We start from the raw sequence: 15,664 nt of genomic DNA, 5'->3' as shown, positions 1-15,664 counted from the left end.
TCTAAATTCCATTAAAAAATAAACAATATGAAAAAACAAATTTTAGCTGCAGTGGTGATCTCAATATTCACTGTAGCATGTACAAAATCAACAACAAAAACAGAACAGGTAGAAAATCCTGACGGGTCTACTACCACAACCACAACTACTACTACCGAAACACCGAACGTTGTGGATACTGCAAAAATCAACAACGCGAAAGAAGACGTTAAGGCTAAAGTAGATGAAGCAGGCAATAAGATTGATGCCGCTGCTCAGAAGGCGAAAGATAAGATTGATGCTACTGCAGATAAGACAAAACAAGATCTTAACAAAGCAGGACAGGATATCAAAACTGAAGCTAACAAAGTAGGGCAGGATGCAAAAGAAGCTGCTAAAAAAGGAGCTTCAAAAGTAGAAGAAGCCGCGAAAAAAGTAAAAGAAGATTTAAGCAAATAAATAATAAAAGCCGTAGTTCAATAGAATTATGGCTTTTTATATGCAATTGAGAGTTAGGAATCTTTCTCTCTTATTTATTCATTTCCAATAATGGATCAATATATTCTCTGTCATTGCTTAACCTTGGTACTTTATTTTGTCCACCTAGCTTTCCTTTAGCTTCCAGCCAGTGATAGAACAGATTTTCTTTTGCAATATGGACAATCGGTCTTTTAAGAGTCATATTGTTGTATCTTTTCGCTTCATAGTCTGAATTGATGGTCTTTAAATGTTTATCAAAAGCATCAATAAAATGATCCAGATTATCAGGATGCTGACTGAATTCAAAGATCCATTCGTGGGCACCACCTTCATTTCCTTTCATAAAAACCGGAGCTCCTGTAAAGTCTGTGATTTGTGCTCCTGTTAATTCGCAGGCCTTTGAAAGGGCAGATTCCACATTGGTGATCATCAGTTCTTCCCCAAAAGCATTGATATAATGTTTTGTTCTTCCTGTTATTTTTATTCTGAAAGGATTGATCGAGGTAAAGACAACGGTATCGCCAATCAGATATCTCCACAATCCTCCATTGGTGGTGATTACCATTGCGTAGTTTTTCCCTACTTCCACATCTTCCAGACTTACGACTTTCGGATTTGAAAAATGAAACTGATCCATAGGGATAAACTCATAAAATATTCCATAATCCAGCATCAGCAGCATCTCATCACTATCTGATCTGTCCTGGATACCAAAGAAGCCTTCGGAAGCATTGTAAATTTCGTAGTAATTGATGTTTTTTCCGATGATCTGTCTGAATTGTTCCCTGTAGGGCTTAAAGCTGATTCCACCGTGAAAAAACACCTCTAAATTAGGCCACAGCTCAGAAATACTTTCTACATGAGTTTCCTTTAATACCCTTTGAAGAAGAACCATCATCCAACTTGGTACTCCAAGAATACTTCCTACATCTTCATTTTTTACTTCGGAGGTGATTGCTTTAAGCTTACTTTCCCATTCTCCCATCAAAGAAACTTTCTTACTCGGAGTGGTGGTGATTTCTACCCAAAAAGGAAGGTTGTCAATGAGAATAGCAGACAGATCTCCGAATTTTGTATTGAAATCAGCATACAGCTCAGAACTTCCGCCTAAACGTAAGTTTTTATAATTAAAAAGCTGGTTTTCAGGATGGTTGTTGGCGTAGATAGAAACCATATCTTTTCCGGCTTTCATATGACAGTATTCAAGGCTTTCTGCAGAGATCGGAATGAATTTGCTTTTAGCATTGGTGGTACCCGATGATTTGGCAAAATGTTTTATGAGACCTGGCCAGCTTACATCTTTATGGCCTTGTCTTGCTTTCTCAATAAAAGGTTCCATTTCTTCATAGCTAACAATAGGAACTTTGCTTTTAAAATCCTGATAACTTGATATTGAATTGAATCCGTATAGTTTGCCATATTCCGTATCCTCCGCATGAAACAACTGAGAAAAGAGTATACCTTTCTGGGTTTCAATAGGATGGTCCATGAAATTCTGTATCTGGTCAATCCTTTGACGGATGAACCAGTTGACTACGGTATTGAAAAGTGCTTTGGTTGCCATTTCAACAAATATAATGATATTTGAATTTTCAGAAAATTTTTTACGTGATTAAATAAAAAAACCGTTACAAAATTTGTAACGGTTTGATATTTAGTTTATTGATTCTTAGCAATATTCATCGTAAGCTGCCTGAAGGTTAGCTGCGATAGCTCCTGCAGGGTTTCCTTCAATGTGGTGTCTTTCCAGCATGTGAACTAACTCACCATCTTTGAAAAGTGCTACACATGGAGAACTTGGAGGGAATGGAGCAAGGTGTTTTCTTGCTTCTACTACAGCCTCAGTATCAAATCCTGCAAATACAGTTGTTAGATGATCTGGTTTTTTGTCTCCCGTTAAAGAGTATACTACTCCCGGTCTTGCAGCACCTGCAGCACAACCACATACGGAGTTGATGACCAATAATGTGGTTCCGGATTGTTTTAACGCATCTTCTACCTGAGCAGGAGTTGTTAAATCCTGAAAACCTTTATCTGTAAGCTCTGCCTTCATAGGCATTACTAAATCTGTTGGATACATATATTTTGTTTTTTATCTGTACAAAGTTAAGCAATTCTTTGCGTTTGTTCAATATATAAAAACTATCAATTGATTAGTCATATAAAATTAACCAAGTATTAATATTGTAATAATATTCTAAAAAAAGTGAATTAACACTAGGAATAATAAAATATTATTATTAAATTTGAAATGATTCTGAAAAACAAACGACCGTGAAAAAAACATTTGAAGCTTTCCCTCAAGCAATCAATCACTTAAATACTCTCTGAAATATGGTAGTAGCTTAATTCTCTTTCAGTTTAGAATCAAACTGATTAACAAACTTTAATATCCAAAGAAAGTGAAGCCCGGAACTGAACAGTTCCGGGCTTCTAATCAAATCGATATGCAAAGGTTGTATATCCTATAGTTATGGAGTGAGAAGCATTTTTAAACTTTGAAATGAATTTAAGTTTAAAAACATATCACCATTAAGAAAGGAGCTTTTTAGCCATCTCAGAAATACTTTTTCCGTCTGATTTTCCGGCTAATGCTTTTGATGCCACTCCCATTACCTTCCCTAAATCTTTAACAGATTCAGCTCCGGTTTCAGAAATAATATTTTTAATTTCTGTTTCTAATTCTTCAGCAGAAAGCTGTTTAGGTAAGAATTGCTCAATAACTTTCATTTGAGCATCTTCTACTTCTGCAAGATCATTTCTTCCCTGTGCAGTAAATTGATCGTAAGAATCCTTACGTTGTTTTACCATTCTCTGAAGAATAGCAATTTCCTGTTCTGCTGTTACTTCAGCTCCGATAGCTTCCGTTTTAAGCAGTAATATCTGAGATTTCACAGCACGCAGAGAATCCAAAGCCACTTTGTCTTTGGCTCTCATTGCTGTTTTTATAGCTTCGTTTATTGTATTTTCTAAACTCATGGTTTCAAATTTAACAATGTATCAATGTAACAGTTTACCAATAAATGTCTGGTAATTGTTACATTGGTACATTTCTACATTGTTATATTATTTAGTCTACATCTTTATTTAAAAATCTGTTTTCTCTGATCTGCATGGATCCATTGTTATCAGACAGATAAGTGTTGATGTTCTGGTCTGATGCATTGTTTCCGTCGATCGAAATATTTTTTCTTTTAAAAGCGGGAATAGATTCGAATTCACTTGTGCTGTCAAAATTCTGGTAGCGGGAGTTGAATTCTTTTAATTTATTTCTTCTTTCAATTACTCTGTCCTGATCAATCGTTTTATTCACGAAAGTGAATTCTGATTCTTCAGTTTTTGGAGTCTCAATTTCTGTTTTGTGTTCAAAAGTTGATCTTGTTTCAACCTTTGGCTCTTCCTGTTTTTGGTAGAACGTTTCAATCTTTTGAGCTGGTTCAGCTACCGCAGCATTGGTAGGAGTATTAAACTCTGCTTTTGGCTGCCCGAAATCCTTACTAGGCTCGTTTCTGATAGGCTCGTTTACAAAGAAGCTGAACTCAACAGGTTTTTCATTTGAAAATGAATTGTTGAAGGAAGTTCCGGATTGTGGTTCCTCTTTTTTGTTTTCAAAATCAAATGAAAAAGACTGGATCTCAAGATCGTTAGGATCATCATGTTCCTCATCAATAGCTAATAAGCTATATTCTTCTTCTCCTTCTTCTTCATTTCTCCAGTTTTGTTCCGGTGTATTTACTGTATCTTCTTCTTTATCAAAGAATTTGATTTCAGTTCTTGGCTGCTCTTCTTCAATAATCATTTTTTTTTCAGCAGAGGTCACATTGAACGGAGTGTCGTGATCTTCGTCATCCAGCCTGAAAAGGTTTTTTCCTCCAAAATCATGCGTTGTTTCAGGAGCTGATTCTCTTTCTTCTCTTGTTTTGAAAGGAGAATTTTTAGGTGCTTCAAAACTGTCGTTAAGACTGATTCTGATTTTCTCAGTAGGTCCTGCGAATTTCTTATTATCATTAGAGAATCCTGTTGCAATTACAAGAACACTTACTGCATCTCCTAATTCTTCATCTGCACCCACCCCGAAAATGATATCTGCAGTGTTTCCTGCTTCTTTCTGGATGTGGTCCATAATGATACCGATCTCATCCATGGTAACTTCTTCAGCCCCACTTCTGATCAATAACAATACGTTTTTAGCACCTGTGATCTTGTTATCATTTAATAACGGAGAATCAAGGGCTTTTCTTACAGCTTCTTCAGCTTTATTTTCACCTGAAGCAGTTCCTGTAGACATCAAGGCTGTACCGGAATTCTGAAGTACAGATTTAGCATCTCTAAAGTCAATGTTTACATCAAAGTAACCTGTAATAACTTCTGCCATCCCTTTTGCAGCATTGGTTAACACTTCATCGGCTTTTGAGAATCCCTGCTTGAATCCAAGGTTTCCGAATTGCTGTCTTAGTTTATCATTGTTGATGACAATAAGCGAGTCAACATTGTTTCTTAATTTATCCAGACCGTTTTCTGCCTGCTCCAACCTTCTTTTCCCTTCAAAGCTGAAAGGAACGGTAACAATACCTACGGTAAGAATTCCCATGTCTTTCGCTACTTTAGCAATGACAGGAGCGGCTCCGGTTCCTGTACCACCACCCATTCCGGCAGTGATGAATACCATCTTGGTGTTTTGGCCCATAGCAGCCTTGATATCTTCAATACTTTCGATGGCTGATTTCTCACCAACTTCAGGATCGGCACCAGCTCCAAGACCTTCTGTGATAGAAGTCCCCAACTGAACTTTATTGGCTACCGGGTTATTATCTAAAGTTTGAGCATCTGTATTACAAATCACGAAATCAACTCCGTGGATTCCTTTCTCGTACATGTGCTTCAGAGCGTTGTTTCCACCGCCCCCTACACCGATTACTTTTATAATGGATGAATTTCCTTTTGGCAAATCAAATGAAAATCCTTGTGTACCTATATTTTCCATAACTATACTTTTAATAATTGATAAGTGATAGATGATAATTGATGAATGATATTCGTCTTTAATTTAATAAATATTAATCTATTTCAGGTATCATTGATCATTAATCTTTTATCATTTATATTTATTTACTCTACTTCTTCAAAGAATTTTTTTACTTTTTCCATAAGCGACTGCCCGAAGGTCAGTTTCGCTTTTCTGTTCTCTTGCTTTTCATTTTCAAAAGACTGCTGCTCCTGAACCGGGGCTGCCTGCTGAACGGGTTGAGCCGTTTCTGCCTGTGCTGCAGTGACTTCCGGTTTGGGTTGCTCTGTAACAACTTCTACAACTTCGTCAATATTCTGTTTTTTGTCTCTGATCTTTAAACTTTCCATCAGTAATCCGATAGAAGTAGCAAATTCAGGGCCTTTCAGATACTGATTTTTATCATTGGCGATATATTCATTCGCAAAACCGATTCTGCTGTCAAAACCTGTTGTATAATTGGCCAGCTGACGAAGGTGTTTCAGGTTTGAACCACCACCCGTAAGAACAATTCCGGCAATCAGTTTTTTCTTTTGTTCAAAAGCACCATAAGCCTTCAGTTCTGTATTTACCATTTCCAAAACTTCTTCTACTCTTGCATTGATGATCTGCGCTAAAGTTTTTAAAGAAATCTCTTTGTCCGGTCTTCCGTGAAGTCCGGGAATGGTTACAAAAGTACTGTCTTTTTCTAATTCGGGAACAGCCGAACCAAATTTTACTTTCAGTTGTTCTGCATGTTTTTCTATGATGGAACAGCCTTCTTTGATATCTTCGGTAATAATTCCGCCTCCGTATGGAATCACACAGGTATGACGAATGATATTATCTTTAAAGATTGCAATATCTGTTGTACCACCACCAATGTCAACAATGGCTACACCGGCTTCTTTTTCTTCTTTTGTAAGGACAGCTTCAGAAGATGCCAATGGTTCTAAAGTAAGGGCTTCCATTTCTAATCCGGCTTCACGAACGCATCTTGCAATATTTCTGATGCTGCCCATTTGCCCTACTACGACGTGGAAGTTGGCTTCTAAACGTTTTCCATGCATTCCGACAGGTTCCTGAATTTCCCCCTCGGAGTCCACTTTATATTCTTGAGGAAGTACGTGGATAATTTCTTCTCCAGGAAGCATAACCAGCTTTTTTACCTGATCTTTTAATGCTTCGATGTCATCGTCTGTAATAAATTTATCAGGATGTTCACGCATAATATAATCGGAGTGCTGCAGAGAACGGATGTGTTTTCCTGCAATACCTACCGTAACTTTGCGGATAGGAACTCCGGCGCTGGATTGTGCTTCGGATACTGCAGCCTTGATTGAATTAATAGTTTGTGAAATATTATTCACAATACCTTTATGAACACCAAGACTTTTAGCTTTTCCTACACCGAGAACTTCTATTTTCCCGTGTGCATTCCTTCTTCCGACAATCGCGACTATCTTCGTTGTCCCGATGTCCAGACCTACTGAATACTCTTGATTTTCCATTTTATATCGATTTGATTTTTTTCTACTTTTTTATCTATAAGGATAGGCTCCTATTTGTGTATTAAATGCCCTGAGGGACTTATTCTATTTTTACTTTTGCCTTAGGCTTGGACTGCGCCTTGACGGGTGGCTTTTTCTCCGCTTTTTTGGTTTCTTTTGTTTGTCCTTTCGGTTGGGTAATCTCTTTCGGTTTTACCGAGGTGGAGTTGGTTTTTTTTACCTCTGCTATTCTGGGTTTAGCTTCCGTCTTTTTAGTGGCTGTTGGGGAAGGAACTTTTGCCAATTCCATCTTTCCTGCCTTTAAAATACTGTCATTTTCTTTAAAATAAGGGTTTAAAGTAGTGACAATCTGATTCTGATATTTCACCGAAACCATGCTGTATTTCTGAGGATCCTGATACACAAGATATTTTTCCACAAACGTTTTAAATCCTTTTACTTTAAAGTCAATATTATCAAGGTCTCCAATTTCCACTCTATAATTTCCTTCACTTGTTAGAAGGCTATAGCTGTCTTTACTTTTTGAGATTCCGATAAAGTATTTCTTACTGAAATCATCTTTATCAATTTTTTCTACCAGTTCTGCCAGCTTCTCATATTCATCAGGATTTACGTTTCCTGTTACCAGCATACATGGGTGAGAATAGGTTCTTGAAATAGGGAATTCAACTCCTTTCTCATCCACATAAAAGTCTTTTCCGTCTTTATTTAATCTGAAAACAGGCACTCTCTGTTTGATATCCAGATTCAGCTTTCCGTTCAGGTTCAGATAAACATTGGCGCTGTCTACCGCTGGCAGGGAATTGATCTTTTTTTCCAAAGAAGGAATATTGAGATCTCCCACTTTTCCTGAAGGATTTTCTTTTTTTACAATTTCCCTGATATCTTTTTCATCAACAAAATATACCGGAGTTTTCTCGTTCATTTTTACAGAAATCTTGTTATCCGTAATCTGCTCACGGCTGAATCTCCTCAATGAGAAGCTTAGTAACAATCCCAGGATAATTACAGTGACAACAATTTTTAATATTCTGTATTTATTTTTCATATTTTTATTTTAACGCAACGCTCGCAAAGAGTTTACTTTGTTTTTATTATTTAGTTCGCAAGGGCGTTTTACTTAGCAAGTGTTTAAATTTTATAATTTATTTACAACTCGTTTTACTCCATTTTTGAATAACACTGAATGAAAATTCAAGATCATTCCTAGTTTTATATTTGTTATTCTTAAATAATTTAAAAGCTGGAAAAAATGATAATCATTAATTTCCTGAACTGCCTTTATTTCAATTATTACTTTGTTTTCAATTAATAAATCTATCCTGAACGCCTTAAAAATTTTTAATTCCTCATAGTTTATGTCAATATTTTTTTGACGTTCTACATTCAATCCTCTATTTTTCAGTTCATAAACTAAGCATTCTTCATATACATTCTCATAAAGTCCAATTCCAAGGGTACGATGTATTTTCATTCCAGCATCGAAAACAATCTCTGAAATTTCATTTTCTATCATACAATTTGTGTTTTTATTTTTAACGCTATGATCGCAAAGCAATCTTTTTATTTTTCCGTTCGCGAGGGCGTTTCACTCAGCTACGGCTATCATTTGAATAATTTATTTTTATAATTAAATAATTTTTTTAACATAAATCTGTTATTTTTCTCATTTGCTGAGTGAAACGCCTTTGCGAACGATTTTATATTTTTCTTCGCGAGCATTGCGTTTATACTCAAATTTTTTCAATCCATTCACAAATGGGGTCATACAGGGTGTCTATATTTCCTGCACCTACAGTAAGGAGGATGTCAAAATCTTTTTCTTTTATTTTTTCAAAAGCATCGGATAAAGCCGATACCTCTTTTTTATCTAATGTTACTTTCTCCAGCAGCCAGTTTGAAGTAATTCCCTCAAAATTTTCCTGCAGCTCTCTTGCAGGATAAATATCAAGAAGAATGAGTTCATCTGCCTTACTTAAGCTTTCCGCAAATCCATCTGCGAAATCTCTTGTTCTGCTGAAAAGGTGAGGCTGGAAAGCTACCAATAGCTTTTTATCAGGATAAAATGTTCTGATTGAGCCCATTACAGCATTGATTTCTGTAGGGTGGTGAGCATAATCATCAATGTAAATTTTACCGTTTTGATAAATATGTTTGGTATATCTTCTTTTAATTCCCTTAAAATTGGCAATGGCCTTTTTCAGCGTATCAAAATCTGCGCCTAAATTATGCAGGATAGCCAGTGCTGCAGTGGCATTTTCCACATTATGAATTCCCGGAATTTCCCAGACAAAATCTTTTATTGTTTCCGTTGGAGTATGGAAGTCAAAATAAATTTTATCATGCTCCATACGCAGGTTGTCTGAATAATAATCTGCAGGCTCATTTACCGCATAAGTTTGATGTCCTCTGCCAATTTCCAATCCTTTTCTTACAAAAAGTTGTTTGTCTTGAGGAACTAGAGCTGCAAACTGTCTGAATCCTTCTTCAATATGGTTAATGTCTCCATAAATGTCCAGGTGATCCGCATCTGTAGAAGTTACTACTGCCCAGTCCGGAGAAAGGTTCAGGAAGCTTCTGTCATATTCATCTGCTTCTACGACAGAATACTTGGAACCATTATATAAGAAATTGGATTTAAAGTTTTCAGAAATTCCTCCCAAAAAACATGAGAAAGGAAGATCTGCCTCTTTACACAAATGGGCCACAAGGGTAGATGTAGTGGTTTTTCCATGAGTTCCTGCAATAGCGATACAATCTGTATTTTCAGTAATTAATCCTAAAACTTTAGCTCTTTTTAGAACTTCAAACTGATTTTGATTGAAATAATCCAATATTCCAAGCGTTTTGATAGCCGGAGTATAAATGACTAAAGTATCTTCTTTCTGAAGGGAAGTAATCCTTTCATCAATAAGATCTTCAAAAACAATATCAATGCCTTCATTCATTAGGTTCTGAGTAAGCTTTGTATTGGTTTTGTCGTAACCCAATACTTTTTTTCCGGATGCATTGAAATAGCGTGCCAATGCACTCATTCCTATGCCTCCGATTCCAACGAAGTAAAAAGTCTGATATGTTTGTAAAATGTTCATTTATATTTTAATCTTTAATAACTCTTTAATCAGTTCAGAGTTTTATTACTATATTTTGTATTATAAGGCTTTCATCAACTTACGCTAGTGACTCGTTAATGAATTAAATTTTAACGGTGTCAGGCTGAGCTTGTCGAAGCCTTCTAATCTTTCATCCTATTTTTTGATAACATTGGCAATAAATCCCAGTTATCATTTATTATTGCTTCCTTCTTTTTTCTACTCCAGCCTTTAATTTGTTTTTCAAAGCTTATCGCTTGAGTAACATCATTAAATTCATGGTAGAAAACAAGTTCTACAGGTTTTCTTGTATACGTGTAACTTTCAGGATTTAATCCGCCATTATGTTCATTAATTCTTCTTTCCAAATCGTTGGTAAAGCCTGTATAATAAGAATTATCAGAACATTTTACAATGTATACATAATATATTTTCATTCATTTGTGTTTGCTTACCGGCCCTTCGACAAGCTCAGGGTGACAGCTCTAATACTAACTGTTTATTTTATTTATGTCAGGCTGAGCTTGTCTAAGCCTTTCCTAACTATTTTATTACGTTAAAAATCTCGTCTACAATCTCTTTTGCGGCATTAGGTTTGGCAAAATATTTCAGATTGTCGGACATTTCTTTTCTTATCCTTTCATTCTCGCAGATTTCTGACAATGTATTCCAGAATTTCCCCTGCATTTCAGAGTCTTTTACCATTCTGGCAGCATTTTTTTCAACCAGGTTCATCGCATTTTTGGTTTGATGGTCTTCCGCTGCAAAAGGGAAAGGTACCAAAAGCACCGGCTTTTGTGCTATAGCCAACTCTGAAATGGCAATAGCTCCGGCTCTGGAAACAATGATATCAGCAGCAGAGTAGGCCAGTTCCATGTCTTTGATGAATTCTTTCAAATGAACAGAAGATGGAAGCTGGAGGCCGGAAGACAATTCTTTGTAATCCAACTTTCCTGTTTGCCAAATTAATTGATATCCTTTTTCTTTCAGATTCTCAATATTTTCTTTCCAGGCATTATTCAATGTTCTGGATCCCAAAGAACCTCCTACAGAAAGAATCGTAAGTTTATCTTTATCCAATCCCATTTTCTCTTTTGCCTGAGCGGTTTCCTGCATTCCTGAAACAATATTCTCACGGATCGGATTTCCCAGAAACTTTATTTTCTCTGTAGGAAAGCCTTCTACTTTTGGGTAGGCTGTGAAAACAGCTTTGGCTTTCTTGCTTAAAATTTTATTGGTTACCCCGGCATGAGCATTCTGTTCCTGGATGAAAATCGGAATTCCCATTTTGCTTGCTTCATAAAGAGCAGGTCCGCTGGCAAATCCTCCGGTTCCTACTGCAAAATCGGGAGCGAAGTTTTTGATAATCTTTTTAGACTTTGATAAACTTTTCAGAATCTTGAAAGGTAGTCCCAGATTGGATAACAGATTACCTCTGTCGATTCCTGCGATATCAATTCCTTCAATTTTATAGCCTGCCTGAGGAACTTTTTCCATTTCCATTTTTCCGTTGGCGCCAATGAACAAAAATTCTGCATCAGGAAATCTTTTTCTGATCTCATCTGCAATGGCAATGGCCGGGAAGATATGTCCTCCGGTTCCTCCGCCTGATAATAGTATTTTTAATTTTTTGTTCATTTTAAGCGATATCGTTTATTTCTGCTATACTTTGTTTTTTGCCCATTCCTTCTTCATCATAAATCTGAATTCTTGAGCTTATATTTAAAATAATACCTAACTGTAAATAGGTCACCAGCATGGATGTTCCTCCATAACTAATTAAAGGCAGCGGCTGTCCTGTTACCGGGATCAGATTCACCGCGACGGCTATGTTGACCGAGAGCTGGATAAAGATCATTACCCCGAGACTGAGCACGAGTAACGATCCAAAGAAAGCCGGCATTTTACTGGCGATCATCACAATCCTGATCATCATAATCAGGTACAAACTGATCAGAAAAGCGGCTCCTATCACTCCATATTCTTCTACAATCACTGCGAAAATAAAGTCGGAGGCAGATTGCGGAAGCATTTGTTTCAATGCACTTTTCCCTGGCCCCATTCCGGTAATTCCGCCGTGTACAATGGCTGCTTTGGCCTGCATTACCTGATAATTTTTTGCTTTTACGCTTTCATCATCTACATCTGCTGTTTTGGCTTTGCTTGATGTAAAGGTTTCAATACGGCTCATCCATGTGTGAACACGGTTTCCACCGATCATATTGGTATTTAAAGCAATCAATAAAAAGAACACAATGGCTACAAATGATGCGGAGATAAATCCTGCAATGTATTTCCAGTGAAGCTGTCCTATTATGAGAACCACTACGGAAACCATTAAAATCATTAATGCCGTTGAACCGTTATCTTTGGCTACCAATACAAAAACAAGCAGGATAGGCCCAAAAATATACATGATATTCTCTATCGGAAGCCTTTCCCTGGTGATCTTTTTGGTCAGATACCTGCACAGATAGATGATCAGCATTAAAAAGGCAAATGATGAAGGCTGGAAAGAGATTGGTGTTCCCGGAATTTTCAGCCATCTGGAAGCACTTGCTCCATCAATGGTTTGTCCGGTAAACATGGTAACAATCAACAGAATAATCATCAGGCCGAGCAGGATACTGCTGAGCTTTCCGATGTATTCATATTTTATAGTTCCTACCAGTCTCATAATGGCTAGTCCCAGAACTACAAAGAACATATGTTTGATAACGTGGCCTGTTGTGGTCCCGTTATTGACAATGTATTCGAGATTTGAACTTGCAGAGTATACCGGGAAAATAGAGAAAATGGAGATCACAAGGATGACCATCCAAAGTACTTTATCGCCCTTTAGAAATTCAAATCTGTTTTCTGTGTTCTGTTCGTCCATATTTAATGCTATTGGCTAATGGCTAATGGCCATTGGCATTTAATACCTGTTCTTTAAACTGGCGTCCTCTGTCTTCATAGCTTTTGAACAAGTCAAAGCTTGCGCAGCATGGAGATAATAAGACCGTGTCGCCTTTTTTAGCCAGTGATTTTGAAATTTTCACGGCTTCTTCCATACTTGAAGTATCATAAATAAGCTCTTTTTTATCTTTAAAGAAATCGATGATCTTCTTGTTATCTACTCCAAGACAAACAATTGCCTTTACTTTTCTTTTGACTAAATCTTCAATTTCGGTATAGTCATTTCCTTTATCTAAACCGCCAACAATCCATACGGTTGGTGTTTTCATGCTTTCTAAGGCATAGTAAGTAGCATTTACATTGGTTGCTTTACTGTCGTTGATGTATTTTACGTTATCAATTTCAGTAACGAACTCTAATCTGTGCTCTACGGCCTGGAAGGTCATCAATGAATGTCTGATGCTTTCATTGTTGATTTTTAATATTTTACCGGCAATAGATGCTGCCAGGCTGTTGGCTACATTGTGATTTCCCAGCAGAGACAATTCATCAACTTTCATTGCGAATTCGTCTTTCATTTTTACCACAATTTCATCATCATTCACAAAACCTCCTTCCGTTAATTTCTCTTTGGTTGAGAAAGGAATCATTTTCGCCTTTATTTCAAGCTTTTCAAGAAGATTTTTACTCATTTCATCATCCTTGTTGTAGATGAAGAAGTTATCATTCTCCTGATTTTCTGTGATTCGGAATTTGGCCAATGCATATTCTTCATAATTGTAGTTGTACTGATCCAGGTGATCCTGAGACAGATTCAACAATAAAGAAATATAAGGTCTGAAATTCTGAATATCATCCAATTGGAAAGAGCTTACTTCCAATACATAGTATTCATGGTTTTCATCCGCCACCTGCTTCGCAAAGCTGTATCCGATATTTCCTCCTAAACCTACATTCAATCCGTCATTTTTCAGGATGTAGTAGATCAGTGAAGTTGTGGTTGTTTTTCCGTTGCTTCCGGTAATGGCAATGATCTTTGCATCTGTAAATTCTGAAGCAAATTCAATTTCAGAGGAAAGTCTGATTCCTTTTTCATGAATTTTATTGATGATATCAGCCTTTTTCGGAATTCCCGGGCTTTTTACGATCCAGTCAGCATTTAAAATCCTTTCTTCATCGTGGTTTCCTTCTTCAAATTCAATTTCATTTTCGGTAAGAAACTGCTTATAGTTATCCTTAATGGCTCCTTTATCTGAAAGAAATACTTCCAGACCTTTCTTTTTAGCCAGATAAGCAGCTCCGCATCCGCTTTCTCCACCTCCTAAAACAACTATTTTCATATTATAAAAGCTTTATGCTATAGGCTTTAAGCTTTATGCTTATTGCTTACAGCTTTTATTTTTATCTCATTTTTAATGTGATCAGACATACAATGGCCAGTATTACTCCGATGATAATCATTCGGTTCACGATTTTACTCTCGTGGAAACCTTCTTTCTGATAATGATGGTGTAATGGTGACATTTTGAATAGTCTGTTGTTTTGAGCATATTCCAGCCCATATTTTCTTTTTCTGTATTTGAAAACAACTACCTGAAGCATTACAGACAGGTTTTCAATTAAGAAGATTCCGCATAATACAGGAATCAGCAATTCTTTTCTTAAAATAATGGCTAAAACAGCAATTACGCCTCCCAGCATTAAGCTTCCGGTATCTCCCATGAAAACCTGTGCAGGATAAGTGTTGTACCAGAAGAATCCAATTACAGCACCTACCATTGCGACTGCAAAAATGGTGGTTTCCCCCATGTTGGGAAGGAACATGATATTGAGATAGTCTGCAAAGATGATGTTCCCGGAAAGGTAAGCGAAAAGAGCCAGTGTGAGCAGTATAATAGCACTTGTTCCTGCTGCAAGACCATCAATTCCGTCGGTGATGTTGGCTCCATTGGAAACGGCTGTTACAATGAAGATTACAATGGGAATAAAGACAATCCATGCCCACTCATGGGCATCTTTATCATTCATCCAAAACAAAATTCCACTATAATCGAATTCATTATTTTTGGCAAAAGGAACAGTGGAAACGGTAATTTTTTCTGTAGGCATAAAGTTCTGCTCTACATTGTTCCTGTTCACCACTTTAGCATCCGCATATTTTCTTTTAACGGTAATATCCGGGTGGAAATACATTGTAATTCCGACAATCAGCCCTAATCCAACCTGACCAACAATTTTGAATTTACCACTTAAACCGTCTTTATTTTTTTTAATTTTCTTTAAATAATCATCCAGGAAACCAATAGCACCCATCCAGAACATTGAAACCAGCAGCAACACAATGTACACATTGGTGATTCTTGTAAATAGCAATACCGGAATGATGGTTGCCAAAATAATGATAAGTCCTCCCATGGTAGGAGTTCCTTCTTTTTGTTTCTGTCCATCCAATCCCAGATCACGTACCAATTCTCCCATCTGTTTTGTTCTCAGGTAATTGATTACTCTTTTCCCGTAGACAAGAGCAATAATAAGCGAGAATAGTACAGCCATTCCGGCACGGAAGGAAATGTATTTCAACAATCCTAATCCCGGAACGTGAATTCCATGGTTGGTTAGATATTCGTATAGATAGTATAGCATAGTTTCAATTGTTAATAAATAATCATTGATAATTGATGAATGATAAAATCAGCTATTATTTATCAATTATCGTTTAT

Annotated in this window: 14 protein-coding genes; 1 reads left to right on the top strand and 13 read right to left on the bottom strand. The window is 36.7% G+C overall.

Annotated elements, in window-relative coordinates; all coding sequences use genetic code 11:
• Positions 1-27: 27 nt before the first annotated feature.
• Positions 28-438, top strand: coding sequence for a hypothetical protein (locus RHP76_RS14670; RefSeq protein ID WP_120232267.1), 411 nt, complete (start codon positions 28-30; stop codon positions 436-438).
• A 70-nt stretch (positions 439-508) separates the two neighbouring features.
• Here RHP76_RS14670 and RHP76_RS14665 read toward each other — a convergent pair whose 3' ends face one another.
• The 13 genes from RHP76_RS14665 to mraY form a co-directional block, all read right to left on the bottom strand.
• Entirely contained in the window at positions 509-2,023 is a 1,515-nt protein-coding gene (locus tag RHP76_RS14665) for a GH3 auxin-responsive promoter family protein (protein ID WP_062672651.1), read from the bottom strand.
• A gap of 105 nt (positions 2,024-2,128) precedes the next feature.
• Positions 2,129-2,539: a BrxA/BrxB family bacilliredoxin gene (locus tag RHP76_RS14660; protein WP_027372869.1), complete on the bottom strand. Its 411-nt coding sequence runs from the start codon at positions 2,537-2,539 to the stop codon at positions 2,129-2,131.
• A 452-nt stretch (positions 2,540-2,991) separates the two neighbouring features.
• Positions 2,992-3,438 carry a GatB/YqeY domain-containing protein gene (locus RHP76_RS14655; protein WP_062672649.1) on the bottom strand — a complete coding sequence of 149 codons (447 nt, stop codon included), beginning with the start codon at positions 3,436-3,438 and terminating at the stop codon, positions 2,992-2,994.
• Between the two features lie 91 nt (positions 3,439-3,529).
• A complete protein-coding gene (gene ftsZ, locus RHP76_RS14650) occupies positions 3,530-5,443 on the bottom strand; it encodes a cell division protein FtsZ (protein WP_062672647.1) in 1,914 nt (637 codons plus the stop codon).
• Between the two features lie 125 nt (positions 5,444-5,568).
• Positions 5,569-6,954: a cell division protein FtsA gene (ftsA, locus tag RHP76_RS14645; RefSeq protein WP_120232264.1), complete on the bottom strand. Its 1,386-nt coding sequence runs from the start codon at positions 6,952-6,954 to the stop codon at positions 5,569-5,571.
• A 79-nt stretch (positions 6,955-7,033) separates the two neighbouring features.
• The gene (locus tag RHP76_RS14640; protein WP_311228470.1) at positions 7,034-8,002 is read right to left on the bottom strand and encodes a cell division protein FtsQ/DivIB; all 969 of its coding nucleotides are present in this window, start codon (positions 8,000-8,002) and stop codon (positions 7,034-7,036) included.
• 90 nt (positions 8,003-8,092) lie between these two features.
• The gene (locus tag RHP76_RS14635; protein ID WP_288444512.1) at positions 8,093-8,470 is read right to left on the bottom strand and encodes a GxxExxY protein; all 378 of its coding nucleotides are present in this window, start codon (positions 8,468-8,470) and stop codon (positions 8,093-8,095) included.
• Between the two features lie 217 nt (positions 8,471-8,687).
• The gene (gene murC / locus RHP76_RS14630; protein WP_288444514.1) at positions 8,688-10,046 is read right to left on the bottom strand and encodes a UDP-N-acetylmuramate--L-alanine ligase; all 1,359 of its coding nucleotides are present in this window, start codon (positions 10,044-10,046) and stop codon (positions 8,688-8,690) included.
• A 143-nt stretch (positions 10,047-10,189) separates the two neighbouring features.
• Positions 10,190-10,483, bottom strand: a complete 294-nt coding sequence (locus RHP76_RS14625) for a GIY-YIG nuclease family protein (protein WP_278351847.1) — start codon at positions 10,481-10,483, stop codon at positions 10,190-10,192.
• Between the two features lie 106 nt (positions 10,484-10,589).
• Positions 10,590-11,684, bottom strand: a complete 1,095-nt coding sequence (gene murG, locus RHP76_RS14620; protein WP_288444516.1) for an undecaprenyldiphospho-muramoylpentapeptide beta-N-acetylglucosaminyltransferase — start codon at positions 11,682-11,684, stop codon at positions 10,590-10,592.
• 1 nt (position 11,685) lies between these two features.
• A complete protein-coding gene (locus RHP76_RS14615) occupies positions 11,686-12,924 on the bottom strand; it encodes an FtsW/RodA/SpoVE family cell cycle protein (protein WP_202842300.1) in 1,239 nt (412 codons plus the stop codon).
• A gap of 22 nt (positions 12,925-12,946) precedes the next feature.
• Positions 12,947-14,284, bottom strand: a complete 1,338-nt coding sequence (murD, locus tag RHP76_RS14610; protein WP_120232259.1) for a UDP-N-acetylmuramoyl-L-alanine--D-glutamate ligase — start codon at positions 14,282-14,284, stop codon at positions 12,947-12,949.
• Between the two features lie 61 nt (positions 14,285-14,345).
• Positions 14,346-15,587, bottom strand: coding sequence for a phospho-N-acetylmuramoyl-pentapeptide-transferase (gene mraY / locus RHP76_RS14605; protein WP_034693896.1), 1,242 nt, complete (start codon positions 15,585-15,587; stop codon positions 14,346-14,348).
• Between the last annotated feature and the right edge of the window lie 77 nt (positions 15,588-15,664).

The organism is Chryseobacterium sp. SG20098 (assembly GCF_031844745.1).
Taxonomy (GTDB): domain Bacteria; phylum Bacteroidota; class Bacteroidia; order Flavobacteriales; family Weeksellaceae; genus Chryseobacterium; species Chryseobacterium cucumeris.
Note: the sequence above shows the minus strand (reverse complement) of the source record. Positions and strands in the feature narration are given on the sequence as shown.

What these genes read in the sequence shown, in the direction of transcription:
- RHP76_RS14635 (WP_288444512.1), bottom strand. Translation starts at nt 8,470, where the DNA reads ATGATAGAAAATGAAATTTCAGAGATTGTTTTCGATGCTGGAATGAAA.
- RHP76_RS14665 (WP_062672651.1), bottom strand. Translation starts at nt 2,023, where the DNA reads ATGGCAACCAAAGCACTTTTCAATACCGTAGTCAACTGGTTCATCCGT.
- RHP76_RS14670 (WP_120232267.1), top strand. Translation starts at nt 28, where the DNA reads ATGAAAAAACAAATTTTAGCTGCAGTGGTGATCTCAATATTCACTGTA.
- murC (WP_288444514.1), bottom strand. Translation starts at nt 10,046, where the DNA reads ATGAACATTTTACAAACATATCAGACTTTTTACTTCGTTGGAATCGGA.
- mraY (WP_034693896.1), bottom strand. Translation starts at nt 15,587, where the DNA reads ATGCTATACTATCTATACGAATATCTAACCAACCATGGAATTCACGTT.
- ftsA (WP_120232264.1), bottom strand. Translation starts at nt 6,954, where the DNA reads ATGGAAAATCAAGAGTATTCAGTAGGTCTGGACATCGGGACAACGAAG.
- ftsZ (WP_062672647.1), bottom strand. Translation starts at nt 5,443, where the DNA reads ATGGAAAATATAGGTACACAAGGATTTTCATTTGATTTGCCAAAAGGA.
- RHP76_RS14655 (WP_062672649.1), bottom strand. Translation starts at nt 3,438, where the DNA reads ATGAGTTTAGAAAATACAATAAACGAAGCTATAAAAACAGCAATGAGA.
- murD (WP_120232259.1), bottom strand. Translation starts at nt 14,284, where the DNA reads ATGAAAATAGTTGTTTTAGGAGGTGGAGAAAGCGGATGCGGAGCTGCT.
- RHP76_RS14640 (WP_311228470.1), bottom strand. Translation starts at nt 8,002, where the DNA reads ATGAAAAATAAATACAGAATATTAAAAATTGTTGTCACTGTAATTATC.
- RHP76_RS14660 (WP_027372869.1), bottom strand. Translation starts at nt 2,539, where the DNA reads ATGTATCCAACAGATTTAGTAATGCCTATGAAGGCAGAGCTTACAGAT.
- RHP76_RS14615 (WP_202842300.1), bottom strand. Translation starts at nt 12,924, where the DNA reads ATGGACGAACAGAACACAGAAAACAGATTTGAATTTCTAAAGGGCGAT.
- murG (WP_288444516.1), bottom strand. Translation starts at nt 11,684, where the DNA reads ATGAACAAAAAATTAAAAATACTATTATCAGGCGGAGGAACCGGAGGA.
- RHP76_RS14625 (WP_278351847.1), bottom strand. Translation starts at nt 10,483, where the DNA reads ATGAAAATATATTATGTATACATTGTAAAATGTTCTGATAATTCTTAT.